Source organism: Candidatus Poribacteria bacterium (assembly GCA_021295755.1).
Classification (GTDB): Bacteria; Poribacteria; WGA-4E; order WGA-4E; family PCPOR2b; genus PCPOR2b.
On sequence record JAGWBT010000069.1, the window covers coordinates 15592 to 42465 of the forward strand.

The following is a 26874-nucleotide window of genomic DNA, read 5'->3' on the forward strand; positions in this document are numbered from 1 at the left end:
GTGAGATACTCACGGTTGGGTTAATACTCAACGCGTGGACGGACGACCGTCTCTCCATCCTCTTCGAGCAAGGGGCGATTGTAGATGTAGGGCGGCTCCAGCAGTGCACGCTGCGCCTCGGTCAACTCATCAGCCCATTCGGGGAACGTTACATCATAGTAACCACCGGCATAATGTAGGTACTTCGGCGAGTATCGAACGAGCAACGAACGGCGTTCGTGCTCATGGTTCTTCCAAGGCAGCGTTCCATGAATCGTTGCCTCGTTAAAGATAATCATGTCGCCTGCTTTGGCCGGAACGTTATAGACAATCTCCTGATTGGCTTCCCACTCCCTGATCTCCTTCGGGCAGGGGAAATTTGCCTTGTGACTTCCCGGCACGACACAGAGTCCTCCGTCTCCCTCCTCGACATCTGCAAGCTGATACTGGAGCACCACCATCCCGCAACGCATCTGTCCGTTGGTGTAGATGTAGTATGCCGCACCAAAAAAGTGATGATTAGTTGCGCCGTGAAGAAGCAAGCCTTCGGTGCCGGGGTCAGAAGTCAGGATAAAGGGGGAATGATCCAACCGCCAGCCTCGTCCGTGGATTGCGTCTAGGTAGGGAATTGCCTTCTTATGGACGATGATATCTCGAAATGGTTGGCACCACGGCTTGGGCCATGACAACATGCCAGTAAACATACCGCGTTTGTGCGTTCCGGCGAGTGTTTTGGACTCACCCACAGCTGAGTTATCGTCTTCAACCTGTTTATCGAGATTCGCGTCAACAGCGGCGTTGAGAGCATCAACTTCCTCTGATGTCAGAACATCTTTCACCACAAGAAAACCCTGTAAATCAAATAAGAATTTTTCGCGTTCGTTCATCTTTCTCCTTCCAATACCGAACATAGTTGCAACTGAAGTGTAAGCAATAAACCAATGGTGCTAGTTTGCAGCTCTTGATAACCTGAAACGTGATACCTGAAATGCCGTTCTCCCAATAATCGGGAACGGGTCGGGACGTGAAAAGTATGGGTTCGTTGTTTTATTTAGCCTCAGCGGGGCGACATGTGTATCCGAGGGGGAGAACGTAAGAAGAATGAGTGAACCAACCAACTAATGAACCAATAAACTCTTGAACAATGTGGAAACGACTTTCTCGCTAACTAGCACCAAAGGTTAATAATGATAGACGTTTTGCCCCTGTCGTCATCATACTAAAAAGCACCGCATCTGTCAAATCCTTTTTTGGGCAGGCCTCGGAAAAAAGACGTTGACTCACCACTCAATCCGATGTAGAATGAGACGATGGATTATCCATTAATTAAGGTTTGTTTATTTTGAAAAACGGGCGTGCCCCGTTCCACAACAAAGGAGCATACAGATGAGCAACGATACAATTCGTGTAGGTGTTGTCGGCGCTGGCGCAAACACAAGAACACACCATATTCCAAAACTCCAAGCCATTGACGGCGTCGAGGTTATCAGTGTCTGCAACCGTAGCCGGGAATCTTCCGAAAGGGTCGCGCAGGAATTCGGTATCCCGACAATCTACGAAAATTGGCAGGAGTTGGTCGCGGCGTCCGATACAAATGCGATCGTTATCGGCACTTGGCCCTATATGCACTGTCGTGTCACATTGGCCGGGTTAGCAGCAAACAAACATGTGATGTGTGAAGCACGAATGGCGATGAACGCACAGGAAGCGCACGCGATGCGCAACGCCGCCCGTGAAAACACGCATCTGGTCACGCAGATCGTCCCGTCACCGTTCTCGCTGCGTGTGGACAACACTATCAGACGCCTCCTCGCTGACGGTTATATTGGTGATGTTTATGCGGTTGAAGTTCGTGCTGGTGGCACGTTCTTGGAACCTGACGCACCCATGCACTGGCGCGATGACTTTAACCTGAGTGGGTTCAATATCATGAGCATGGGAATCTGGTACGAGGCGTTGTTGCGTTGGGTCGGTGAGGCGACCGAGATCATGGCGATGGGGAAAACCTATGTCAGAATGCGCAAGGATGATGACGGTATCATGCGTCCTATTAGGATTCCACAGCATATCGACATCGTTGCGGACATGGCGTGTGGTGCACAGCTGCACGTACAGGTTTCCAATATCGCAGGTTTGGTTGATGGTCCCGAAGCGTACATCTTTGGCAGTACAGGCACCTTGCGGTTTGCCAATAACAATCTATACGGTGGACAGAACGGTGACGACGCACTTACGGAGATTCCCATCCCTGCTGAAGAGGAAGGTGGATGGCGAGTAGAAGAAGAGTTTGTCAGCGCAATCCGTGGAAATGAAGTCATCACCCATACGAACTTTGAAGATGGCGTAAAATATATGGAATTTACCGAAGCCGTTACGCGCAGTATGACGAGCGGCAAAGCCATATCGCTACCGCTGTAATCAGAAGTCGAAAAAAGCAACCGGTTTGTATAATCTCGCCGTGAGACATTGAAGGCACAATTGTTAGAAAGGGGGAACCGATGAATATCGTCACAACCGACTGGCGAACGCTATCGCCGCCTGAACAGATTCGTCACCTTGAGGTCGAAGGCTATGTGGTGCTCCCTGATGCGCTAACGCCAGAGCAGCTTGAGCAACTCCGAGAGGAGACCGCGCAACTCCCCACTGAGCACAGCAGCTACCATGACCGACAGGGTAACGCTACCTGTCAACCCCAGTGGCATGGACGTGCTTTGGGCGAACTGATCGCCAATCCACCGGTTATCGATTTTTTGGAGCGTGTAATTGGACAGGATATCATCTTCTTCAGTGGCGGCTACCGATACTACGAACCGGGCGCAATTGGTGTCGCTATGCACACCGACGGCTATCCGTACGGCTCAAACCTCGGCGGTTACCTCTGGACAGCCCCAGTGATTGTCCGCGTTTCATACTATCTGGATGATCTGACCCCGGAGAACGGTCCTTTCCGCCTCCTTCCACGCTCACATCTCTGTCTTCATCCCGATGCACAACCTTATATCCGGTACGACGCCCATCCCGAAGAGGTCGCGCTCCCAGCGAAGGCGGGCGACGCGGTGTTTTTTGGTCCCCGAATCTTCCATGGTGCCCATCCGTACAAGGGAGCAACTGGCATACGTCGAGTGTTGCTTTACGGCTATCGTCCCGCGTGGGCGTCGCCTGTCCAACCTGTGGACGAATGGGATCCAGAGGATTTAGCGAAAACTCCCGATATTGCACGTCGTTTCCTCCAGCCGCTCAACACCAAAGGTTGGAGCTGGGAGCTTGACCATCGTCCAGAGGACATGTTCGGGCGCGACGGTGCCGGTGTAAACCCAAGTCGGTGGGGGAACGTCGATTAAGTCTAATGCGTCATTGTATCAAATCTCCTGAAGGAGGGGGCGTATCGTATGAAATCCATCCGGTTTAAGTCCCTGAGTGTGAGTTGGGTGAACAGCACTACTCACCCAACTCAAGTTATACTGTGCCAGAGACTTGAAATACTTGCTTTAGTTATAGCTATAGGAATTACGCAGTCCGCTTGCCTTTCAACAAACACCTACAAATTAGCGGAACAGCGCGTCCATGAGAGGGACTATCAAGGTGCGATTGACATCTACCAAGCGATAATTAACAGCAAGCCGAGCACATCAGACGCACGCAAAGCACAACTAGCCATTGCCGAATTACACATTGATAAAATAGATCAACCAGAGGTGGGAGTGAGGCTGTATCAAGATCTGATCGCCTCTACACCTGACAGTGAGGAGACTGTAGAAGCATACTATCGTTTGGGATTTTACTATTTCAAAGCGATGGACTATGAATCGGCACAGAAATCCTTTGACGCTATTGTCAACCAATTTCCACACCTTGAGCGCAGCCAGAACGCACAACTGATGCTTGCAAAGAGCCACGAAAATGCGCAAAACTTTGAGAAAGCAGTGGAGATCTACGACAATGTCGCATATCGCCATCCCAATACGAAGCGTGCAAGTCAAGCACTCATCAATAAAGCCCGTATTCAGAAAGACTTTCTAAAGGATACGGACGACGCCAAGCGAACGTATCAATTTCTGGTCAAACGCTACGGAAGAATCGCAGACGCTGGAGAAGCAATTCAACAGGCAAAGCAGGAACTCCGATCAATGGGGGCAAGTATCCCTGAACCGGATTCGCTGTTAACGACAAAGTATGAACGCCTGTCAGAAAAGCGAAAAGAACGTCGTGAACAAGACCGTCTGAAGAATAGAGTTACCCTTAGTCCGGTAATGGATGATGCAAACTTAGCTATAGAATCCGGTTTTGACGTAAGTCTTCAAGAAGTCATGCAAGGTGTAGGACCAATTCGATTGGATGAGCAGGGTGCGCATTATAATGCCATGCTGATGATGGCTACCGGTATGTTCCAAGCCGAGAATTATCAGGAGGCAGGGGCATTATACCACCGAGGAATCAAGATCGCAGCTCAGAATGAGGCAAGGGTAGATCCATATCACTACGTGTCCCTGTCCGTCTGCTACCGCAAGATTGGATTGCATCAGCGTGCACGTCAAGTGTTGAAAGAAGCGTTAAAAAAAGACAAAAGGATTCTTGATTCCATCATCGTATCGGGTTCGAACCACTATGTCAAGGGGGAGTACAAAAAAGCAATTGAGATCTATAGTTCTATCTTAGGACTGAGTTCTAACAAAACGCCGGGGCTTTACTGGAGACTTGGCTTGGTTTACCAGAAGATGGGGGAAGTGGAAAAGGAACGAGAATACTTTGAACGCGCTATCGCCGCTGATACGGACTACACCGATGCGCTTCAAAGCCTTGCTGAAGTACTTCACTATCGGCTGAACGATACAGCGAACGCCGAAATCTTCCAAAGTCTTGTTGATGCACAAGGCCATAATACCCTCTCCATCGAAACAACCTATGCCGGCGAAAAAGCACTGGCGGATATCTGTTACAAGTATGGCAACTACCCCCGCGCAAAATTGAAATACGCAGCTGCTGTGCGAATCGCGCAACGCGCAAAAAGAAGTGCTACTAGCAAAGTCAAAGAGCGAATACTCAAGAACCAGAGCATTTACGCGATGGTTCATGCTGCGATGGCTGCGTACAAGAGTGGAGGAGAAGATGAAGCGCAAGTGATGATAGATACGCTCACTACCGAGTATCCAGAACACTCGCTGATACTATACGGGCACGGGCAGCTTGCTATGCTAAAAGGAGAGGTAGATATCGCACTTGCTGCCTTTAACGCCTCTATGAAGAAAGATCCGCATTCGGATATCGTACCTCTTTCGCTTGGTGAATACTACCTGTCACAAGGATTCGCGGATGATGCCGTAGCGTTATGGGAGGAATTCATCAAAACCAATCCCAATCCGAATCACCATCATCGTGTACAACTTCGCCTCAAACCAGTCAAGGCTAAACTAAAGCAGTAAGGCTCATACAAAAAGAAAGTGCAAAACGCGAACAGAAACCGAGTTTTGCCGAAAGAACTCGGTTTCTGTTGCACCATTTCTGAACATGAGCCAAGCAGTAAAACCCAAGCCGATTTTATTCTTTACGTATCACGCATCACATATCACAAACGCATATCCTCCGGCAAGTCACACATCTCCGCCATGGGACCGAAAATTCCTGTGACATCCTTTCGATATACATTTCCGCTGAGGATGTCAACAATGCCCTGCTGACATTCTGGAAACCGTCCCAAAAATCTTGCAAAACTGAAGTCTTTTGTATAGAAGGCGTAAACCAACTTACGGATTGCCTCCATTCCCGCAACAAATTCTGTGCCGAACCTTCCCAACTGCTCCGCTGAAAAATCCTCCTTTTCCAATGCTTCATTAATGGTGTCCGCTGCCATTTCGCCGGATTTAAGTGCGAGAAATAATCCAGAGGAGTAAACGGGATCCAGAAACCCAAAGGCATCCCCCACTAACACCCATCCATCTCCAGCCATACGGTTGGCGCGATATGAAAAGTCCTTTGTGACCTTGACCGGGAACAGTTGCTTGGCATCAGCAAGACGTGGCTTCAAGGCAGGGCACTTCGCGAGTTCTTCGTCAAAAATCGCTTGATGGGAAAGAGTGCCATCACTCCCCCTTCGGTCTTGCAGGAGATAGTCCAAATCACCCACAACCCCTATACTCACTCGATCGTGCGGGAGCGGAATAGACCAGAACCATGAATCCTTGCTCTCTGTGTGGAGAATTAGCGTCGCGCCTTCGTCAATTCCCTCGTCCCGAATCCCGCCCTCAAAATGGGTGAAGATTGACGCTTTTTTCAGCGTTGGTTCTATGGTGTTTATCTTCAACTTCCGCGAAATTAGGGCGCTTTGACCTGTCGAATCCACAACCACCTTAGCTGGGAGTTCGGCTATCCGTCCATCCCCAAGTTTTGCTCGGACACCAACAGCTTTTTCCCCTTCAAACAACACCTCGTGCACACTGACACCGCGCTGAACTTCCACCCCTTTTTCCTGCGCGTTTTCGAGCAGCATCTGGTCAAACTCGCTGCGTAACACCTGCCAAGTCATAGAAGACTCGTGGGGATCGTTGCGAAAAAAATAGAAGGGTGCAGACGCTTTACCAGAACTGGCATAAAACTGAACACTATACTTTTCGGGAAAATGGCTGGCTTTCAGTTTTTTGATAACCCCCAATCGCTTAAATGTCCAGTAAGTCGCTGGCATCAGCGATTCGCCCACCTTAAACTGAGGAGACTTATCGCGCTCCAAAAGCAGCACCCGATGACCTTTTTCTGCTACCAGTGTTGCAGTAGTGCTACCCCCAGGTCCACCACCGACGACGATTACATCATAACTTTCGTTTTTAGTTGCATCTTTTTTTTTCATCGGTTCCGTATTTGCCTCATCGCAACCCAAGTTGCTATCTAGGTGAAGCGGAGGGGAAGTTACACTATTTCTCCGATGGCTGTTTTTCGTTTTCCTGATTCTGGCCATTTAAACGCCACTCCTCAGATTGCCGCTCTAGTCTCCCGTAATCTTCCGGATTCTGAATATCAATAATATGCGGTGTGATGATGATGACAACCTCAGAGTTTTCCGCTACGGTTTCTGTCTTTTTGAAGAGACCACCGATAAGCGGAATATCTCCTAGAATGGGCACTTTGCTTTCGATTTGCTGACGTTTCTCCTTGATCATTCCACCCACCACAATCTGTTGTCCATCTTCTACATCAATGAAGGCACTAATTGAGCTATCCTCAGTAATAGGTGCGTTGAAATCGGTGAACTCGACAAAATTACTCAAGGTGATCGTTGAGATATCTAAGCCGATAGTGCGTTTTTTACTATCCTCCGTCTGCGATTTCGCGATATGCGGCGTAAGTGTGATAGTGACTCCAACCGGTGGGTCAATGAAGTCGTAGTTGAACAGCGGCTGCGTCAGATTATCAGCCAAACTCGTAACATCTGCACTTTGTAGATACGGGACGCGTCTGCCAGAACTCCATGTGGCTTCACGGTTATCACGAGTGAGCAGTGCCGGTGTTGATATGGTCTGCACCTTGTTTTCACGTATCAAGGTGTGGAGCAAAGCCATATATTCCTTTGTTGCCAAACTGATGTTAAAGCCGCTGATCTCCTGATTCAATCCAAGTTCCGCACCAAATTCCCCTACCAATGGGTTGCCATTCCGAACCTCTGCGCCGAACAAGCCGCGTTCTCGCGCTGTCAACTCCACGCCGAGTTTCGTGCTTTCATCGAGAGTCACTTCGAGGATCTGTATATCAATCCAAACCTGTCCCCTCACAAAGTCAAGTTCACGGATCATGGCTTCTACCTGCTCCATGTACCGCTGCGCGGTCGTTACGAGTACCGAATTGGTCTGATTGTCCGCTTCTACCTGAACTTGGCCACGTAGTGAATTGATGTCATTCTGTTCAGGCGTTCCACCGCGTGCGATGAAACGCCCAAAGTTGAACCCACGGTCGCCTTCTGCGTCTTCGCCCCATACATCTTCGAGCAGATCTTCGGTGTCTTCAGCGTTTGCGTATTCAAGGCGGATTAATTTCGTAACCTCCCGCTGTCCTACAGGGGTCGGTGTATCGAGTTCTTCAACGAACTGTGTGATGAGTGTGAAATTTCGTTGTGTTGCGGTGGAGATGATTATGGCATTGAGCGTTGGATAAGCCTCGGCAGTTACATTTCCAGCGAGGGATCCCTGGTTCTGATTCCGCGCCCGTCCGGGGACGAAAAAGAAGAAACCGCCGCTTCTATTGTTCGAGCCTTGATAGACGTTGTTAATAATATTGGCGACATTTTCCGCGTCCGCATATTGTAGCTTATAAATGCGAGTTCCCCACTCCTGATCGGGCATATTGACATCGAGACGGTTAATCAGACTGTCAATCGTCTCAAAGTTTTGGGAAGCTGTCGAGACTAGCAGGGCGTTTAAGCGGGTATCCGGCACAAGGTGAACCTCCCCCTGAACCCCAAATCCGCCGGCACTATCGCCCCGTTGCTCTTCCCGACGACGCCACCACCACGGGAGGTCTTCATCCTGACCGGAATCACCACCTTCAAAGAGATCGCGTAGGTTATCGGATAGGCTTTGCGACTCAGCAAACTTCAGGAAGTAGATTCGGATCTCTTCTTGCGGATCGGCTTGATCCAGTTGCGCAATAATTTTCTCAATAATGGGAAAGTTTCGCGGATCGGAGGAGATCAGCACAGCGTTCAGACGATCGCTTGATGAGATATTTACAGCCCCAACTATACTCTGATACTCTCCCCCATCCTCGGCTCGACGCCGCATCAAATCGCGTCGCGTCCGCTCCCACTCGCGCCGTTCCCACCATTCTGCATTTCTCCCGGGACGCCTGCCGGCGCTCACGCCCGTTATTAACTCTTCAAGCACTTGTGCCACCTCTTGGGCAATTGCGTAATTTAGCCGAAAGATTCTGATCTCCGTTTGAATGCTCGGTGCTGTGTCAAGTTGTCTAATCAAATCTCTCAACACAACAAGGTTAGCTTCGGAGGCTTTTACAACCAACGAGTTTGAACTCTCGTCGGCGGAAATCTGGATCCGCCCACGAATCATGTCGATGCCGCCGCCTTCCTCTCTCGCACGCTCCATCATCTCCTGCATCTCTTCGGGCTTGCTCGTTGAACCCATCTTTCGCAGGAGGTTCGCAACTTCGCCTTCCTGTTGGAACACGTCATTTAGGGTCTGGGCAAGTGATGCCGCGGTGGCGTTCTGCAGCGGAATGATCTCCACTTTGAGCGGGGTGTCCGGTGCCTCATCCGCTACCTGCAAAATAGTTGCAATTCGATGAATATTGGAAGCGACGTCGGTAATAATTAACGAGTTACTATTGCCATCCGCGAAAATATTCGCCGCTTTGCTCAACAGTGGTTTGAGACTACTCACTAGCTCCGATGCGACAGCGCTGTTCAGTTGAATCATATATGTCTGGATCTCGTCGGTCTGTTCAATCAGACTTGGATCTGCCGTAATTCGCTTCACTGGCACTTTCATTCTGACTGCCTTCTCGAATGTCGTAATCAGCAAGGTGTTATTCGTCCGAATCATGGTCAGATCGTATTGAGCGAGAACCGTTTTAATTTCTTCTAGTGTTTCGTCGATTGTTACATTCTTGAGGTTAGTCAGTGCAAACTTCTTGTCCTTGATTTCGTTTTCGGAGGCAATAATCGTCAGGTTCGTCTCTGCGCTGATGAATTTAATTAAGCTTTGCAGATTCCCGCTTGGAAAATCAAAGTTAAATCGAATCGCTTGACCGGCTTCGTCGCGCTCAGTAACCTCCATCCCTCTCTGATCGGCTTCCTGTGCCAACACTGACACAGTAAAAGGTCCTGTGGCCCACCCAATGAATATCGACAGTATGAAGCGGATAAGTACCCGAACGGTGGGGTGAGCACTGTCCATTGTATTCTGGTGCTCCGAAGTTGATTGGACACCTACCTTCCGCGATCCACCAGAATTGCTGGTCAGGTATTTATAACATCTCGGTTGCTGAAAACACATTGTCAAAACCTTCCTTATAAACATCTGAAGAAAATGGAACCCTAGGACACAAGGACGCAGCGATGTAAAAAATGGAACCCTCGCAACTTCGCACTTTATCTCGTTTTACGCTTCACGTTTCGTTAGAGAACTCGTGCAATCATTGAGAGGTTTGTGCTGATGGTCGTTTCCTTCTTGTCCGCTATCGTGATTTGCAGATCTTTGACCCGTAACCATTTCGAGCTAGATTCAATCGCGTATATTAACCGGACCACCCGCTCAATTCTATTGCTGAAGCGCATATCAACGATGTACGTCTCAGGTTGATAGGTGGAAGGAACGCCTACAAGCCAAGTGTGAAGTTGGTCTTCCTGTTCCAGAATCTTATCAACATATTTAGTGAACGCACGGAGTTGTTGATCATAATCCAACGCCTTCTCAGTATCTTCTCCGTAATCCGTTTCATAGCGGTTGATTAATTTTTCAAATTTCGACAGCAGAACACTGTTAGGCTTGAACTTAATAGATGTCGTTTGTTTCGTGCTGCCAATCCCTAAAAATCCACCCCTCGCTTCGTTAGTCTCTGCGGCGATTTGAGCTGCCAGAAATCCCCTCCTAAATTCAACTGCTCCAGCTAGTTGCTGTTTCAGGTTTGATTGAAGGAACTGGAGCAGTTCAATACGCAGTGTTAAAGGGATGATCTCGGGCAGCGATACGAATTGGCGATTAGCTTCCTGATTCACCGATTTCGGCGGTGATGGCTTATCGAGTACAGGTGCGGAATCAATGTCTGACTCGGGCCCTTCAACTGTATCATCATCGATTGGCAGCGCTTCCGATTTGATTTCTACTACGCCTTCCTGACTCTCATCTTGCGCATCATCTTTCCCCCACCAAGCATCGAACATTGCCTCCATCGCCACTTCTTCAGTTTCGATTTGCTGTTCTTCCTCCTCCTCCATTATGGCATTCTGTTGTGATTCTAACTGTTGGAGTTCATTCGCTAGTTCGCCCAAATAGAGATAATACACTAGATTTTTCTTCGTTTGCGGCGGGAGATTTTCAGATTTTGCCCCCGGCATCGGTCTAATATTGAGCTGATAATTAGGGCGCAGCCCAGCTTTTCTTGCGAGATCGGAGATTCGTCTTGAAATGACCGCTTGCGCCTGCTCACCCTCAAAGATAGGTCCCCGTATCTCCTTTAGTTTGTCTAAACTCTGAAATTCACCGTAATGTTTCTTATAGGCGAGCAGTGAATCTGCCTTATTTTCAAGAGCAGGGTGCAACGTCGCTAATGCGGCTGCGCGGTTTGCTCGGTTGAGGGCTTTTAAGTCAACCCGATTTGCAATTTCTTCAAACAGAGAGTCAGAGATGATCTGCCCTTCTAAACCGACTTGTGCTTGAATATCTCGGTCAATTTGCTGCGTGACTTGAGCAAGTTGAACCAAGTTCTGTGCCGTTTCCAGTTTCTGTTGTTTGGCGGTAAGTTCATCGCCCGGGAACCCCTGTCGAATTAACGGCTCGACGAGAAAAATTAAGAGCACAATGCCAACAACAGCAAGTAAAATGATTTCACGTCGTGTGAGTTTTCTCATTTGCCGACCTTCTTTTTTTCTAGAAAAGCGCTTTTCTGACTACTGCTTTCGGTTTTCCGAGACAGATTGTGATTAAGATCGCGAGTTTGGGCGAACTGATGTATCGCATCTTTTGATAGATTACAGGTGATCTGCGCCTGAAAAATTGGCTTCTTATCGCGTTCAATGCTTGTGACCTGACCAGATTTGATATTTGTAAATGCCCCCGATTGTGCCATAGTGCTTATTGTCTGGCTCACATCTGGGTGCGATTGGGCTTCAATGTTGAAAGTAATCTTCGCTCTTTCAAGGTCATCTAATCTGGTAATGTTAAGCCCCGTCCAAGCGACCTTTGTGCGATCAGAAAACCGTACGCTCAACTCACGCACGATATCGAGCGGAGAAACACGAGGTGCTAAAAGATTCACGATTGCTAAATCTTTGGTCAATGTTCTTTTCGCGTTGGATTCGGCTTGGCTGATGTTTCTGATCGCTCCATCCAGAGCAACAATTTTTGCCTGATGGATTCTGCTCTGCGTCAGCGCACCCAACCCAAGTCCTACTAGCAGCACCAATCCAGCTGCAACAGCCATTAGCGTCCGCTTCCGCTGCTGAGCCTGTGTCAATTTGACCTTTTCTTCTGAGGGAAGGAGATCCAAAGAGATCTGGGAGGTTAACGCATTAACACCTAGCCCCAAGGCAACAGCGAGTGTATCGCTAAAGCTGTCTACAGATTGGGAGTCGGAGCGTTGTTCGTCCCAGACCTCCTTGAAAGCATCAAGTGGATTCCAAAGCAGAACTGGTACTTCTAAGCGATCCGCGATATAGTCTGCCAGGCCAGAAACCCGCGCTCCCCCACCGCACAACCAGATTTTACTGACGATCCTATCACCATCAAGGTTAAGGTCTCGTTTTGCCCCGTTTATAGAGCGTTTCAACTCTACGACTAGTCCATCCGCCCATTCGTACGAGGGATTAGAGGCTTGAAGGTGCTGATTCAGCGCAGCATCCATAATTTTTCGCCGCTCAGCGATCTCAAAATCGCTCCCCATCTCTTGCTGATATAGATGGGTCAGATGATTGCCGCCAATAGGAAAACTCCGTGAGAACCGTAGCGCCTCTTCAGCGAGCAAGCACAGGTCTGTCCGGCCCGCACCAATATCCACAACCATCGTCATTCCAGTTGACGAATCGTCTTTGTGATTTGCGATTCCCGCCAACGCACTCGTTGCGAGGGTAGAAGGCATCACACCTCTAGGTGTAATACCGAGTGGTTTCAGATAATCTATCTGCTGTTGTACCGCTTCACGTCTTGCGGCAATTAGCTCGACGGAGATGCCATCCTCCGAACGATGCACGTCATGGTGGTCGTAGATAGCACCTTCCACCCGGAAAGGGAGTTCCGTTTCGGCCTGTATAGCAACTAGGTTAGAGAGTTGGTCATCTGTTGCCGCAGCGGGCAGGTTTGTCAATCGACGCGATGTGACTAACAAGCGGGGAATTGATAACGCCACCGAAGTACTACGTCCGCCAACACCTCGCCACACACGCTGCAAGGCCTCGGAGATCACCTCAATCGGAACTTCTGTCGTAGGGGCTGTGTAGGGATACGCTTCTATCCCTACGTTGACGAGGCGAATTCCGGCTGCAGTCTGCTCTAGCTGCACCAACTTAATTGCGCTTGTGCCAATATCGATGGACACGATTTGGTTTTTTGCCATGTTTTTTTCTCAATGGACTCTGTGAACTTATAGGGTGAATTTATAGCGTTGTAACCAGCCGGGTTTCGTCATTATTCCCAAATATCCACTTTTTCTACCCATTGTTCTCTGACTTGCTTAAAGTGATGAATTCTTCATCTAGTTGTTTGGAAATAGTTCAAGCGTTGCCTCGCTCTTTGACTTTCCTTGTTCCTTCTTCTTCATATCCTGCAATGTGTTTCGCTCCCAGAAAACCCCGTCGGCATATCCTTGAATAGTTGTATCAGTTTCAGCCATCTGCAATCTTTTCTGAGTGTAAAAACAATATTCTTCGTCAATTTCAACCATGACGAAACTTCGCCCTAATTTCTTCGACACGACTCCTGCTGTTCCGCTCCCCGCGAAGGGATCGAAAACGATGTCTCCTCTTCTGGAACTTGCAAGAATCAGTTTCGCTAACAGCTTTTCAGGTTTTTGCGTTGGATGGAGAGTGTTTTCCGGCATTGACCAGAAAGGAATTGTAAGATCTGTCCAGATGTTTGATGGTGCAGTGAGTCGAAAGTTTCCATCTGCCTCTTCTGTCCAATCTTTTGGCTTTCCATCTTCCCGATAAGGCGCAATCGCTTGTCGCTTTAATTTCACAACATCTGCATCAAAATAGTAATCGTTTGAAACTGTACAAAACCAAATATCCTCAGAATTATTCTTCCAATTCTTTTTTGCCCCGCGTCCTTTTTCCCTCTCAAAAGTGATTCTGTTTCTGACAATCAGATACTTATCGCAAACGAACTGAATTGCTGTGGAAGATCGCCAATCCCCACAGATATAAACCGACGCACCCGGCTTTAACAACCGGATCAGTTTGGGTAGCCAAGACTCCATCCATTCCATATAACCCTCGACTGACTGCTGCTTAAAAGAATAGGTGTTAAAATCCTTGGTCAAATTATACGGCGGATCGAGAAAGAGGAGATCGATAAAATGTGAGGGTAGCCAATTGAGGATATGGTGAAGATCTTGGTTGATGACTCTGTTCAAGATGCTATTCGCTGAAGCAGGACCGGCGATTTTTAATAAATGCTGCCGGTAGTCCGCTCTTTCCTGATCTGATAGTGTTATTGTTCGGTTTCGTGGTGCCTTCTCCATAGCGATCTCCACTCTAGTTCTGTCTCCAATACTTAGTCACAATCTGTTCCCCGGTGCGATCAAGGGCACCAGCGCAAGAGGCAACTGTTTTGCCGAGATTGTCAATCCCTTCAGTTTCAATGAGAAAACCGTGCGAGCGATAGGTAACTAACTCTGCAATCTGACGGAAAGTGTCCATATCAATCCCCTCGACCTCAAGGAGTTGACTGATGCTCTCAAAAGGATTCCCCTCAGTCCCTGCTTCCGCCAATGTCTCTGCCCGCTCACTGTCTTCAGGTTCCGATTCACGACGGCTGATAATTGCACCCGCTTTGTCCGCGTCCATGCCGGGCAACAGTTGTAATATCTCTTGCGGTGCCGTGTTGATGTTGATGAAACCGCTGACTACTGCCTCATCCTTTGTGGTAATCTGATCCACAATGCTGCTAAACTCTTCCTCCGTTATCAGTTTAACTTCTTTGAGTTGATCAACATTTTGGAAGTTGCCTTGGCTGTTACGGTGGTCGATAATCCGATCGGCGATACCCTCATCAATACCGTCTAACGTCTCCAACCGCCCGGCATCGGCGGTGTTGATGTTGACGATATTCTCCTCTTCTTCATTGCTTTCCACACTAATCTGTTCACGAATGTTGTTAAAAACCTGCTCCGTGACCGCTGTTGCATCAATCAGATCGCTGATACTATCGAACTCACGCTGTTGGACCAATGCGTCCTTTTCCCCTTGAGAGAAGACGAGCTGATTGTTGTTCCCTCGAATCTGTGTCAACTGTTGTCCATCCGCATTGTTAATATTAACGCGTGGATTGCCGTTGGCATCGGTATTTTTGTCGATTGAATATACTGTTACCAGATCGACCAATCCGGGAACGCTCTGTTGGGTCCCAGCTGCCTCCGCCGCTATCCCGCTACCTACAGCCTCGGTTGCACTGGGACCTGCAGCTCCGTATAACAGATCTGGTGTCACGCCTGGGACTCGCGCTAGGTCTCGCACGGTGCGGTAGGGTCTTCCCTCTTCAATCGCCTGAGAAAGTGGTTGTTCTGTTATCTCCGGTTGTTGATAACCCATGAGAGTCAATAGACCTTCAATCATACTGACATCTACGGTGTTGATGTTGATCTTGGCACCTTCGTCAGTGATTCTAACACGGTAAGTAAGAGCATTTACGGAGGCGACGGCATCTCCGATCTGTTCCTCTAGCCCGTCCGCCCAATTTTCGCCGAGTGAATCGTAAGGGGTTTCATCCCCACGCAGCATCACAATTGCCCTTTCAAATCCCGCTTTTGCTGCGTAATGGAGCTTTATTCGATCTGCGAAATTTGCCTGCGCCCGCTGCTCCAAACGAATTGAATATAAAAAATGGGTTGCAAGGACGGAGAGAACTGTCAGCAGCCAGAGCGTCGAAATAAGAGAAAGTCCACACTCGCAGGTGTGTAGCGGCGATTTGCATCTGAGATGAAATGGTGCGCCTTTCCTGCTTTCCATTCTTTATGCCCTCATCCACCTGGTCCAGCGGCGGCTCCACCGGGCGGTTGTTCACTGAAGTTCACGCTCATTGGAAGATAAACCATTGTCGATTGGGTTATTGTACTGCTGCTGGTATTCTCGCTCTGCTGACTGTTTCCACCCCCAACAGTTATCCAAACAACAACAGATGTCGGAATCATCTCGGTGTCGTCCCACGACTCATACCACTCTTCGCCATCGTAGTATCGCACATCGAAGGAAGTAATCTGATCGATGATTGGAACAATATTCACATAGATTGGATTCCCCGCTTCATCCTCGGTGGGGAGGCTCTGCGAATCAAGCAGCGGTTGAATAACGGTTTCCACCTCCAACGCCGTCGTCGAAAGTCGGTAAAGGGCTAATCCACTCTCCACTTCACTATCTGCTGTCAAAAACTCACCACCCACCTCTGTCCTATTTTCTTGTTCGCTCCCAATCTGTCGAGCGGTATCTTCTCCAATATAGTAAGCGATTCGCTGGACATCGCTTACAAAGTTATCCTGATTGAGATCCTCATCTGCTACCACCGTTTGGTTTGCTGCATTCAATTCAGCGAGAAACGGGTCGGGATCGATATGAATCAACGTCACAAAACTGATTAAATCCCGATTAATCCCTTCCTCGATCGGATTATCCTGCGACACAATGACAAGAGACTCATCGCCTTGTACAGCTTGCAGATTGCTCAAGTCTGTGGCAACGCGCTCCAACGCTATTCGACATTTCTGTGTCATTACAATCCGTGATTCAGATTTTTGATAAACATCCAAGGCAACATTAAACGCCGTGTAGGAGGCACCTCCAATAATGATTAGGATACTGACAGCGACGAGCAATTCAAGTAAGGTAAAACCGTCGGCGTGGAGCGTAAGCCGTGAAATGTGAGATCTCATCCGCCGCTCCCTTGTCCCTGTTGACCACCCTGTGCCTGATCCTGTGGTATCTGACGGTCTGCGAGATAGGTGCTCGCTGAAACTAGCCTTTCTCTGCCACGCTCCTGCCATGTGACGGTAACGGTAACTGAGCGTAGCCCTTCAATCTCATCCAATTCCACATCTTGAACATCTGAATGCCAACGGAACCGTGAATCCTCTCCAAATTCACCATTCTCTTCGCCGATATCCGGATAACCCTCGGCCTCAACCGCCGCCAACCGAAATTTAAGGAGATACAAGGCGGTTGTTCTGTTTTCCGCCAGTGCTTGCCCTTTGGCCGCTTCCGTAAAGGAACGGAGTAACGTCGGCAGGGCTAGTGACAAAATGGCTAATGTGACGACGATTTCGATTAGGGTAAAGCCGTTTTTGTCGTCCCCAGATCGGCGGAAAAGTGAGATTAGATTATTCAGAGGATTCATCTGTCAACTCCAACGTTTCAAGTTGCTGCGAGTTAATTTTTTCAAGACGCACCCGTCCCGTTGCGTTTTCGACTGTTATAGACATTGTTTTACTGCGCTGATCTTGAATATATAGGACGGTGTCCTCCGACGAGCCTGTTGGAGAAAAGTAGATATAATCCACACCGGTATTTATTTGAATAGTCTGAAAATTATGATTCGTGATCATGCGTGCTAAACTCACGTTATGCCCCGGTTTCTGTGGTATTCCGAGGATTGCGTTTGTTCGTGAAGGAGACATTTGCTGCAATGTTGTGTTGCCTTGATCTGCGGTTGGTTGTTGGGCGGGTCGCAAACTTGAAGAACTCGCGGTTAGAGGCGTGGACGGGTCTCCGAGATTGAAAGTTTCGTTGGAGGCAAGCCAGTAGCGGTTTGTCGTCAAATCAAACACAACGAGGTAAGCTGCCCGCTCAGTAATTGCCATATCACGCGCAAAGTTGAGCATATCTCGGATGGCGTGGGCGGTGGATTTCAAGCGCGTTGATGCGGCGAATCCACGTAGAGATGGCATCGCAATAGAGGAGAGAATTGCGATCAACGCAAGCACGATCATGATCTCAATCAGCGTAAAGCCATTTGGGATGAGCGGATATAACTCCTCCTTACCATGTAGGGAACAACTGTTGCATCGGGTTGAACCCCTTTCTGAACGCAAAATCCGGTTGGGTAAGTGCATGTCTTTACCTTTAAGGAGTGAGACAAATGTTCGGTTCAATAAAGAACGACAGTGTGTGCCAATCTGCCTTATTGATCTATCTCCTGAATCCAGTTTGTGATGTCAGCGTTGAAGTCTGTACCTCCTTCCCTGCCATCCTTACCAAACGAATAGAGGTCGTAACTGTAACCTTCATGAAGGCCGGGATAGACATAGATGTAATTGTTGCCCCATGGATCTGTGAAAACTGGTTTGTTAATATAAGGACCACTCCAATTTTCGGGTTGCGGATTGGGCATTTGCCACAGTGCCTGTAGATTTTGTTCTACCGTTGGATAGTCTCCGATTTCGATCGCATACATCTCTAACGCGTTTTCCAAAGCGCTAATCTCCATCTTGGCTTTGGCGACCTTTGCCTTATCCGGCGCATTCAAGACCCGCGGTGCAATAAAGCTCGCCAACAGACCGAGAATAACAATAACAATCGTAATTTCAATAAGCGTCAGCCCCGATTCATCTGATTTTAACTGTTTGAACATTTTCTACCTCCCGTGTGGATATCTATAAACCAATGGTGCTAGCCTGCAGTTATTGATAATATGATGCGTGAAACGTCAAAACCATCAGTTCAGCGGTTCATCTAGCCCTAGCGGGGCGACATGTGTATCCGAAGGGTGGAACGTCAGAAAAATAAATGAACCAACCGACTAATGAATCAATGAACTCACCGATAAATCGGGATTCAAAGCGACTTGAACAATGCGGAAACGGCTTTCTCACTAACTAGCACCAAAGGTTATCAGATAATGGCTATCCACTGATCGAGGTGCTGGCTTCAAAGATCGGAAGGATCATCGCAACTGCAATAAATCCAATCAGTAACCCCATTAATAGAATCACCACGGGACCAATTGAGTTGGTAAGTCGTTCTAGATTTTTCTTGATTTCCAGATCGTAATATGTTGATAGTTTCGTCAGCATCTGTTCAGGATCGCCGGATTCCTCACCAATCGCAACCATGTGGGTCAGTAGCGGCGGGAAGACAGCACTTCGCTCCAATTCTCGTGACAAAGTCGATCCGCGCTCGATTTCTTGTTCCGCACTTGCGACCGCGTTCCCGTAAACCAAATTGCCGATGGTATCCTTGACAACGCGAAGTGCCGGCAGCAGTATCACGCCATTTTCAAGCAGCGTTGCCATTGTTCGCGTAAACCGTACCAGTGCAAAGTTACTGAAGATTATCCCAATAATCGGGAGTTTGAGTTTCACTCGATCAAAAGCCAGCTGTCCGCTTTCCGTGCGAATATACTGTCTGAGTCCCACGACGCCGCCAATTATCGCAATTAAAATGATCCACCAGTAAACACTTAAGAAATTAGTAACGCCAATAAGAAATCGTGTCGGACCGGGCAATGCAACATCCAACTCTGCGAACATACCGGTGAATTTAGGGATAACAAATGTCATCAAAACCGCCACCGCACCGACGCTTAACGCCAGCAAAATGGCGGGGTAGAACAAGGCAGAGGTCACTTCAGTTTTGAGAAGCCGTTGTCTTTCGGCAAACTCAGCGAGCCGTTCCAACACGACACCGAGAACCCCACCCGCTTCGCCCGCTCTTACCATATTGACATACAACTCGGAAAATACCCTCGGATGCTGTGCAAGTGCATCGTTAAGCGGTGAGCCGTGTTCGACATCATATTTGACCTGCTCAACGACCCGCTTGAGCTCGACGCTCGTAATCTGTTCTAGCGTCACCCCCAAAGCGCGAGATAACGGAACGTGGGCGTTAATCAACGTCGCCATCTGATAGGTGAAAAACTCAACCTCTGTCGCCTTAATCCGAGTAGGTAAGAAAGGAATATGAATCCCTTTTCGATCTTGAGTTTCTGCACTATCCTCAACGATGCTTGTGGGCCAATATCCCATCACCTTCAGTTTCGACACAAGTTCAGCCTTACTGCTCGCTTCTTGTGTATTGGTGACCACCGTTCCAGTGGTCGTCAGAGCTTCGTAACGGAATCTTGGCATCAGGAGTCCTTTCCTGCAATACGCAACACTTTTACGCGTTACGCTTCACCTTTCATACGACTTCGCCGATGTCAAACTCATCCTCTTGTGTGAGTCGTACAACTTCCTCGATGGTCGTGTAACCGGCAACCACTTTTCTCCAACCATCCTCCCGCAACGTTTTCATCCCCAGTCGCATTGCGGCGCGTTTCAGTTGGCTTGCCGACGCTCTTTGGATGGTCATCTCGCGCAATTCCTCACTTATTAGGATGACCTCAAAGAGTCCAATGCGTCCCTTATAACCACGACCACGACACTCCTTGCAACCGACCGCACGAGGGATAAGCAGATCAGCGGTGATTATCCCAGTTTGGCTGCCGAGCAGGTCTTGGACGCGCTCTGGTTCCGGGGTGTACATCTCATAACAATGTGGGCAAACCCGACGCGCAAGCCGTTGGGCAATAATGCCCTCCAGCGTTGAGGCAACTAAGTACGGTTCTACGCCCATATCCACCAAGCGAGTAACCGCACTTGATGCGTCGTTGGTATGCAGTGAGCTAAAGACAAGGTGCCCGGTCAAAGAGGTATGGATCCCCATTTCTGCTGTTTCATAGTCTCGGATTTCACCGACTAGCACTTTATCCGGGTCTTGGCGGAGGATGTGCCTCAATCCCGCTGCAAAGGTCACATTTATCTCCGGATTCACCTGAATCTGGTTTATCCCTTCCAATTCATACTCAACCGGATCTTCTATCGTAATAATTTTGACCTCCGGGGTATTGATCTCTTTCAGACAGGCATACAGTGTTGTCGTTTTACCGCTGCCCGTTGGGCCCGTTGCCAAGATAATGCCGTGTGGTTTCTGGATCATTCGAAAAAACTGATCCAAATTGTCCTCTAGCAAGCCAAGTTGTTCTAGACCGAACGAGATGGATTGCCTGTCAAGGATTCGCAGGACGACACTTTCGCCATGCACTGTGGGCACGGTCGAAACACGTAGGTCAATCTGGCGGTTGCCAACGCTCTGAACGGTCACGCCGATCTTTCCGTCCAAAGGACGACGCCGTTCTGCTACGTTCATGCTTGCCATGATCTTGACACGGGAGGTAATTGCAGACTGGAGATGGGGAGGGGGGTTGGGCTGGTCTTCCAAAACACCGTCAATGCGGTAACGGATTTTGAGTTCACCGGGGAACGGTTCTATATGGATATCACTGGCACCGAGGCGGACAGCGTCAATGATAATCTGATCTACAGCGTTGATGACTGTCGGATCTTGGCTTAAGTCCTGCTCGCTGATGCCAAAATCGTCAATCGTTTCACGCTCAAGCGTGGCGACGGCACCAACGGGGCCCTTGATTCCTTCGCTGAGAATGGCAGCGGCGGTCTTTCCATAGGCACGGATAATGGCCGCTTCGATGTCCCCTTCGTCCGCAAGCACCGGTTCAATCTCGCATTCCGTAACCAACCGCATCTCATCAATTAACCGGATATCCAGCACATCCGCCATAGCGACCATAAGTGTTCCTTCGCTCAGGCGAATTGGCAAGACCTTGCTCCGATAAGCAAAACTCGCTGAAACCCGCTCAGTTACTTCAGCCTCCGGAATAACATCTTCAAGCAATGTGCACAGCACTCCGTACTCTAGAGCCTGTTCAGCGAGTGCGAGAGACTTGGAGTCCACAAACTTTGAGAGGGCTTGAGTATGGGTAACACCTGTTGTTTCAATTTCTTCAAGAACCTGTTGATGCTCATCATCGGAGATTAAATTTGAATCCAGTATCAGTTGTACTAGTGACTTCCCCACCGCATTGCGCATTTTTTGGATACCCCTTCATCCTCCCAGTTTTTTGCTGGGAATTCGTTGTGTGCATAGGTAGACGCAGAGGGATAGGTGAGGTTTAGAGATCCAATAACTGTAAGCCTTTCTTAAGACTATGTTAACAAGAATAGGACTTACGCACTTCAGTAGTGAACAACGATCGTTGTTCACTACGAACCCCTTGATGAGACTTCTGTTGTAGTTGCCCGATTCATCGGACATTAACAATCGTGTCCATCGGCGATAAATCGCCGAACGACAAATTCAAGACTCCTCTGATAGGATCGGAGTCTACGAGAATCGTGATCGGGACGGAGGCGTTGAGCGTTCAACTGCGTAACCCCTACAGGATTCAATTTCACTCATATTTTAAGTTCAATTTTCTAACTCCAAAAAACTATTAAGTTCCTGAAGGGTTGTAAGTTGAACATCGACGATTGACGCGTCGGGACACTCCTTGTCTTCCTCGCCGACTAACCAAGCAGCCCGCATCCCCACGCCTTTTGCACCAACCACATCGTCCGAATATGTATCTCCGACATAGATTGCTGCTTCAGGGACGATACTTATTCCTGTCAATGCTGCATGAAATATGCCCGCCTCCGGCTTCGACACACCGACAACCGTTGAATCTACCACGATATCAAGCAGAGGTGAGAGGTTGTATTCGTCACACCAGCCTCGCGTGTTTCCAAAATTGTTGCTGATAACGCCGAGCCGGTATCGATCTCGAAGCGTTGCGAGCCACTGTCGGTTACGGCCAAGACATTCCTTCGCTCCCTCGCAGAAAAAGTCTACATACCGGTCCTTAACGTCAGAATCTAAACCGAGTGCTTCGTAGATGCCGGTGGCGATGACATCCATCGTTTCGCGCAGCGTAAGCTGGGGAGCACTTCTACTGTCAATAAGTCTATAGACAGCGGCACGATCCACCCGATCAAACGTCTCTCGATCAATCTCCGGGTACGCCTGCTGGAGGAACCGGTATGTTCGGTCTCGCCAATGAACTCCGTTTCCATCGAGTGTGCCGCCAAAGTCGAACAACAAGGCACGAATGTTCATGATCAATCAAACCCTCATAAAGGTAAGCATTTCGCGTAGCCTGAGACGCAAAGAGAAACCGAGTTTTTGTCAAAAACTCGGTTTCTGTTGGCTGCCTTCTTAACATGAGTCTCATCCTCTTCGCAATGGATCCGTCTGAAGCCAGCCAATCATACCAATGATCTCTTCCTGCCGACCCTCCATTGACACCTCGATGAGAGCGGGGCTGTCTGCGGCGAGTGCGTCTTGTAGCACACCCTTGAAGTCTGCTACTTCATCAACCCGCACGGCGTAAGCGCCGAAGGATTTGGCAAACTGAATGAAATCCGGGTTACTCAAGTCCGTATCAATAGTACGCCCATTACATCCCTTTTGCTGAGACCCCTTTATCGCGCTCAATGCACCGTCGTTTACAACGATTGTTACGACATTGATACCGTACATCATTGCAGTGGCTAACTCAGGGGAGCCCATCATGAACCCGCCATCTCCGCTGAAGCACACAACTGGCTTGTCCGGATTCGCAACCTTCGCGCCGAGTGCTGCAGGGAACGCGTAGCCGAGCGCAACACCGATGTTTGGATAAAGGAAAGTTTTCGGATCCAACACCGGGTATTCAGCGAACGAAGCGTAGCCAATGCCATGAACATCGACGGAGAGGATTCCATCGTCTGGAAGCACTTCTCGAATCTCCGGCAACAGGGGCAAGGGCGGTTGCGCAGCAAATCTCTCGCGAATCCGTGCCAACGGCTGCGTCCATGAGTCTTTGCCTCCATCAACCTCTTCGATTAATGCTTGCAACGTCAATTTAAGATCACCGACAACACCCACGTCGCACGGATACTCTCGCCCTATTTCCTGCGCGTCCTCATCCAATTGAATTAGTGGACGTGGCGGTTGGAGACTCCAAGTTCGTGTGTCAATTGATGTGAAACGGGGACCAATGGCAACTGTACAATCCGCAATCTGCATCGCTTGATAACCCGGATAACCGTAAACAATCTGCAAGGCGAGTGGGTGATCTTCGGGCAGAACACCCTTTGCGCATCGCGCCACAACAACCGGGGCGTTGAGTCTCTCAGCGAGTTGCTGCAATTCCTCACGTGCATCGGAATGGATGACCGCGGAACCTGCAAACAGGACCGGCCTCTCTGCGTTTCTTAGGGCTTCCGCTGCGGATTTTAGATCAGCAGGATTGGGAGCAATGGCCGGCTGTCGTTCAACGCGGGGTGGGATGGCAACTTCTCCCTCACCGGTAACCACATCCATCGGAAATTCTAGTACAACAGGTCCGGGACGCCCTGATCGCATAGCGCAGAACGCATTCTCGACAACCGTTGGGATTTCCTCTATCGTCTGTGCGATGGCACAATACTTGGTGACAGATTCAAAGAAACTCATCTGATCCAAGCCGTGAAACATCTTGCTTGGATCTCTGGCATAAAATTCGGAGTCGCTTTGACCAGTAATCAACAGCACCGGCACGCAATCTGTGAATGCCTCCACAATCCCTGTCGATGCATTACTTGCGCCGGGACCCGGGACCGTCAACGCAACACCGACCTCCCCGGTAGAACGTGCATAACCATCCGCCATCTGCGTCGAAGCATATTCATGGCGGACGAGATAGTGATCAATCGCGCCTGCTCCATGACGAAGGAGTGAATCGTAGATCTGTATGTTCTGTGTTCCAGGCATACCGAAAACACAGCGTACCCCCTGCGCTTTCAAACACTCAATAAGAATATCTCCACCTTTCATAAGTGTGTTCTCCTTAGTGTTAATGCAAGTTAGTGGCAGCTGACAATGCTTACCTTTTTAATTTATAACTTCAGAAACTGCTATTATAACCTATCTTTGAAAAGAAATCTATTCTTTCGTTAGAAAATCCTTACGGATAGAAAACATGCCATAACTCTCACTTTGGCTGTCAGAACCGATTTTCTTAGTTATGGTAGATTTTAGAATTAATTAGACACTGCAAATCGGCGAGGTTAGGAAACCTCGCCTACCGGGGATGGAAAAATCCGCGCTACGACCCCGGTAGGTGCGGTTTTTAACCGCACCGCATCGGCGCAGTTGGAAACAGCGCCTACCCAACACGGGGAGCGAAAGTGTCTATTTATTTTTTTGAATTCACTGAGCTCCCCGGTAAATCGGGATCCAAAGCGACTTGAACAATGTGCAAACGACTTGCTCACTAACTAGCACCAAAGGTTCTTAGCGAACCTTTAACGTTGTGTTCATGTAATCAAGGGGAGATGGGCATACACTGAACTCAATTAGGTTACGGAATTCCGTGACTATTTCAAATTTAGAATTGACCGATTGATTCGCCGATGTTGTTCAATCCCAGTGTTGGCGGGGACTGAGGCGGAAAAAGGTTACATGCCATACAGGCAACCGTCCGTCAGGTTTTTTGTTGCAAATAATCTGGATCTGATATATAATTATGCTCTGAAGATCGTTATTAACTTATGATTGCGCTGATTGCACAGTTTGACACGATTCTCTTTAGCCTTTAGTTTGTGAGAAATTTCACAAGCCCCCTCGAAAGGATGAGGCAAATTTTCGACCTATAGTAAAGATACAAGGGAATTTGCCCTGTGGAATAAATGCTTTTTAATTTCGCGAACGTGCTACTCTTTTTGGTTGTTGGGTGTCTATTTGTCACACTTAACCTCGTCGTCTCTCGCCTGCTCCAGACCCGACTTTTCACCGACGAAAAGTATATGCCCTATGAGTGCGGTGAGGATCCGATTGGTGATACCCGCATTAAGTTTAACGCCCGCTTCTACGTCATTGCGCTTATTTTCTTAATCTTCGATGTTGAGATTGTGTTCCTATTTCCATGGGGTGTCGTTTTCCGTGAAATCGGGCTGCTCGCATTTGTCGAAATGCTGATTTTCATCTTCATACTGCTGGTCGGCCTTGCCTATGTCTGGGTGAAAGGGGACCTCCAATGGATCCGCTCGATTCAGTCTGTAAGGGAGGAAATTGAACAATGATAATCGAGGAGAAACTGGACAAGAATATTATCGTCACCTCTATTGATGCTGTCGCCAACTGGGCGCGTGCGTCTTCTTTATGGCCCATGACCTTTGGGCTCGCTTGTTGTGCGATTGAGTTTATGGCTACCGCCGCCTCAAATTATGATTTAGACCGCTTCGGCGCAGGAGTCCCGCGTGCGACCCCGCGTCAGTCTGATCTGATCATTGTCTCGGGCACAGTAACGTTAAAAATGGCGACTCGAATTAAACGCCTTTATGAACAAATGCCCGAACCGAAATATGTTATCTCCATGGGAAGTTGCGCCACGAGCGGTGGCCCATACTGGCAGCACGGCTATCATGTCCTCAAAGGCGTAGACAGAATTATTCCCGTTGATGTTTATGTTCCCGGTTGCCCGCCCCGTCCGGAGGCTGTGCTTGAAGGCTTGATGAAGCTGCAGGAAAAAATTAAAACGCAGACAGTTGCAAAACGAACAAGTGTGCCCTTCCTGAAGAAACTCTTCACCAAAACAGACTTGGAAAATAATGAGGAAGCGATGGCTGAAGCTAGAGCCGAACAGGAAGAACACGCAGATCAAGAAGAAGCCGCAGGTTAAATTCTGCGGGACATACGCCAGAGTTTTGACCTGTCAGTGCCCTGACAAATCCCTGACATTTGGCGAGGTTATGTTGCTATTTAAGTGAAAAGCGGTTCATAAATGCTGCGTATATGTCAGGTCAGCAAGCCGTCTACACGCCCCTTCTGTTGCGTGGTACAAATCTACAAACGCCCTGAAGCTACGCCTCATCAGGGTTCAAAGAGACATCCACCAAAGATGAACCCCCGATATGGGGTTGAAATTTTTTCTGGGACCTGACAGGGCCCTGCCAAACTGCTGAATCGTAGTGGTGTGGAATGTAATAGCCATACTGATTCGCTTCATTAGTGTTATGGTCAGTTTCATAGGATAATCCTGTTAATCTTTTAATAATAGGACTTGCGCAGCGCGTTCATAAGTCCCCCTGATAAGGGGGATTTAGGGGGTTGGCTGTGCATTGGGAGTGTCTAAATAATTCTGA

General features: G+C 48.7%; 20 protein-coding genes. 5 read left to right on the plus strand and 15 right to left on the minus strand.

Annotation, left to right across the window (positions count from 1 at the left end; all coding sequences use genetic code 11):
* Positions 1 to 20: 20 nt before the first annotated feature.
* On the minus strand, positions 21 to 866 hold the full coding sequence (locus J4G02_11400) for a phytanoyl-CoA dioxygenase family protein (protein MCE2395182.1): 846 nt from the start codon (positions 864 to 866) through the stop codon (positions 21 to 23).
* Positions 867 to 1365: 499 nt separating this feature from the next.
* On the opposite strand from J4G02_11400, the gene J4G02_11405 reads away from it, so the two are divergent.
* The 3 genes from J4G02_11405 to J4G02_11415 all read left to right on the plus strand — a co-directional run bounded on the left by J4G02_11405 (position 1366) and on the right by J4G02_11415 (position 5399).
* The gene (locus tag J4G02_11405) at positions 1366 to 2397 is read left to right on the plus strand and encodes a Gfo/Idh/MocA family oxidoreductase (GenBank protein ID MCE2395183.1); all 1032 of its coding nucleotides are present in this window, start codon (positions 1366 to 1368) and stop codon (positions 2395 to 2397) included.
* 80 nt (positions 2398 to 2477) lie between these two features.
* On the plus strand, positions 2478 to 3320 hold the full coding sequence (locus tag J4G02_11410; GenBank protein ID MCE2395184.1) for a phytanoyl-CoA dioxygenase family protein: 843 nt from the start codon (positions 2478 to 2480) through the stop codon (positions 3318 to 3320).
* Positions 3321 to 3368: 48 nt separating this feature from the next.
* On the plus strand, positions 3369 to 5399 hold the full coding sequence (locus tag J4G02_11415; GenBank protein MCE2395185.1) for a tetratricopeptide repeat protein: 2031 nt from the start codon (positions 3369 to 3371) through the stop codon (positions 5397 to 5399).
* A gap of 143 nt (positions 5400 to 5542) precedes the next feature.
* Here J4G02_11415 and J4G02_11420 read toward each other — a convergent pair whose 3' ends face one another.
* From J4G02_11420 to J4G02_11485, 14 genes are all read right to left on the minus strand, one after another.
* The gene (locus J4G02_11420) at positions 5543 to 6817 is read right to left on the minus strand and encodes a tryptophan 7-halogenase (GenBank protein ID MCE2395186.1); all 1275 of its coding nucleotides are present in this window, start codon (positions 6815 to 6817) and stop codon (positions 5543 to 5545) included.
* 64 nt (positions 6818 to 6881) lie between these two features.
* Positions 6882 to 9788 (minus strand): hypothetical protein, encoded by a 2907-nt coding sequence (locus J4G02_11425; GenBank protein MCE2395187.1) that lies wholly within the window; start codon positions 9786 to 9788, stop codon positions 6882 to 6884.
* A 305-nt stretch (positions 9789 to 10093) separates the two neighbouring features.
* Positions 10094 to 11545, minus strand: a complete 1452-nt coding sequence (locus J4G02_11430; protein ID MCE2395188.1) for a hypothetical protein — start codon at positions 11543 to 11545, stop codon at positions 10094 to 10096.
* Positions 11542 to 13245: a type IV pilus assembly protein PilM gene (pilM, locus tag J4G02_11435; GenBank protein MCE2395189.1), complete on the minus strand. Its 1704-nt coding sequence runs from the start codon at positions 13243 to 13245 to the stop codon at positions 11542 to 11544. The genes J4G02_11430 and pilM overlap by 4 nt, the downstream gene beginning before the upstream one ends.
* A 138-nt stretch (positions 13246 to 13383) precedes the next feature.
* On the minus strand, positions 13384 to 14370 hold the full coding sequence (locus J4G02_11440) for a site-specific DNA-methyltransferase (protein ID MCE2395190.1): 987 nt from the start codon (positions 14368 to 14370) through the stop codon (positions 13384 to 13386).
* Between the two features lie 13 nt (positions 14371 to 14383).
* The gene (locus J4G02_11445; GenBank protein ID MCE2395191.1) at positions 14384 to 15856 is read right to left on the minus strand and encodes a helix-hairpin-helix domain-containing protein; all 1473 of its coding nucleotides are present in this window, start codon (positions 15854 to 15856) and stop codon (positions 14384 to 14386) included.
* A gap of 11 nt (positions 15857 to 15867) precedes the next feature.
* Positions 15868 to 16773, minus strand: a complete 906-nt coding sequence (locus J4G02_11450) for a prepilin-type N-terminal cleavage/methylation domain-containing protein (GenBank protein ID MCE2395192.1) — start codon at positions 16771 to 16773, stop codon at positions 15868 to 15870.
* Complete coding sequence (locus tag J4G02_11455; GenBank protein MCE2395193.1) at positions 16770 to 17234, minus strand: prepilin-type N-terminal cleavage/methylation domain-containing protein; 465 nt, start codon at positions 17232 to 17234, stop codon at positions 16770 to 16772. The genes J4G02_11450 and J4G02_11455 overlap by 4 nt, the downstream gene beginning before the upstream one ends.
* Entirely contained in the window at positions 17218 to 17949 is a 732-nt protein-coding gene (locus tag J4G02_11460; protein ID MCE2395194.1) for a prepilin-type N-terminal cleavage/methylation domain-containing protein, read from the minus strand. The genes J4G02_11455 and J4G02_11460 overlap by 17 nt, the downstream gene beginning before the upstream one ends.
* A gap of 68 nt (positions 17950 to 18017) precedes the next feature.
* Positions 18018 to 18467: a type II secretion system major pseudopilin GspG gene (gspG, locus tag J4G02_11465; protein ID MCE2395195.1), complete on the minus strand. Its 450-nt coding sequence runs from the start codon at positions 18465 to 18467 to the stop codon at positions 18018 to 18020.
* A gap of 271 nt (positions 18468 to 18738) precedes the next feature.
* Complete coding sequence (locus J4G02_11470; GenBank protein MCE2395196.1) at positions 18739 to 19962, minus strand: type II secretion system F family protein; 1224 nt, start codon at positions 19960 to 19962, stop codon at positions 18739 to 18741.
* 52 nt (positions 19963 to 20014) lie between these two features.
* Positions 20015 to 21760 carry a Flp pilus assembly complex ATPase component TadA gene (gene tadA / locus J4G02_11475; GenBank protein ID MCE2395197.1) on the minus strand — a complete coding sequence of 582 codons (1746 nt, stop codon included), beginning with the start codon at positions 21758 to 21760 and terminating at the stop codon, positions 20015 to 20017.
* Positions 21761 to 22138: 378 nt separating this feature from the next.
* A complete protein-coding gene (locus J4G02_11480) occupies positions 22139 to 22825 on the minus strand; it encodes an HAD family hydrolase (protein MCE2395198.1) in 687 nt (228 codons plus the stop codon).
* Between the two features lie 111 nt (positions 22826 to 22936).
* Positions 22937 to 24565, minus strand: coding sequence for a thiamine pyrophosphate-binding protein (locus J4G02_11485; protein ID MCE2395199.1), 1629 nt, complete (start codon positions 24563 to 24565; stop codon positions 22937 to 22939).
* An 854-nt stretch (positions 24566 to 25419) separates the two neighbouring features.
* On the opposite strand from J4G02_11485, the gene J4G02_11490 reads away from it, so the two are divergent.
* A complete protein-coding gene (locus tag J4G02_11490; GenBank protein ID MCE2395200.1) occupies positions 25420 to 25812 on the plus strand; it encodes an NADH-quinone oxidoreductase subunit A in 393 nt (130 codons plus the stop codon).
* Entirely contained in the window at positions 25809 to 26411 is a 603-nt protein-coding gene (locus J4G02_11495) for an NADH-quinone oxidoreductase subunit B (protein ID MCE2395201.1), read from the plus strand. Before J4G02_11490 ends, J4G02_11495 begins: the two co-directional genes overlap by 4 nt.
* The last annotated feature ends 463 nt before the right edge of the window (positions 26412 to 26874 follow it).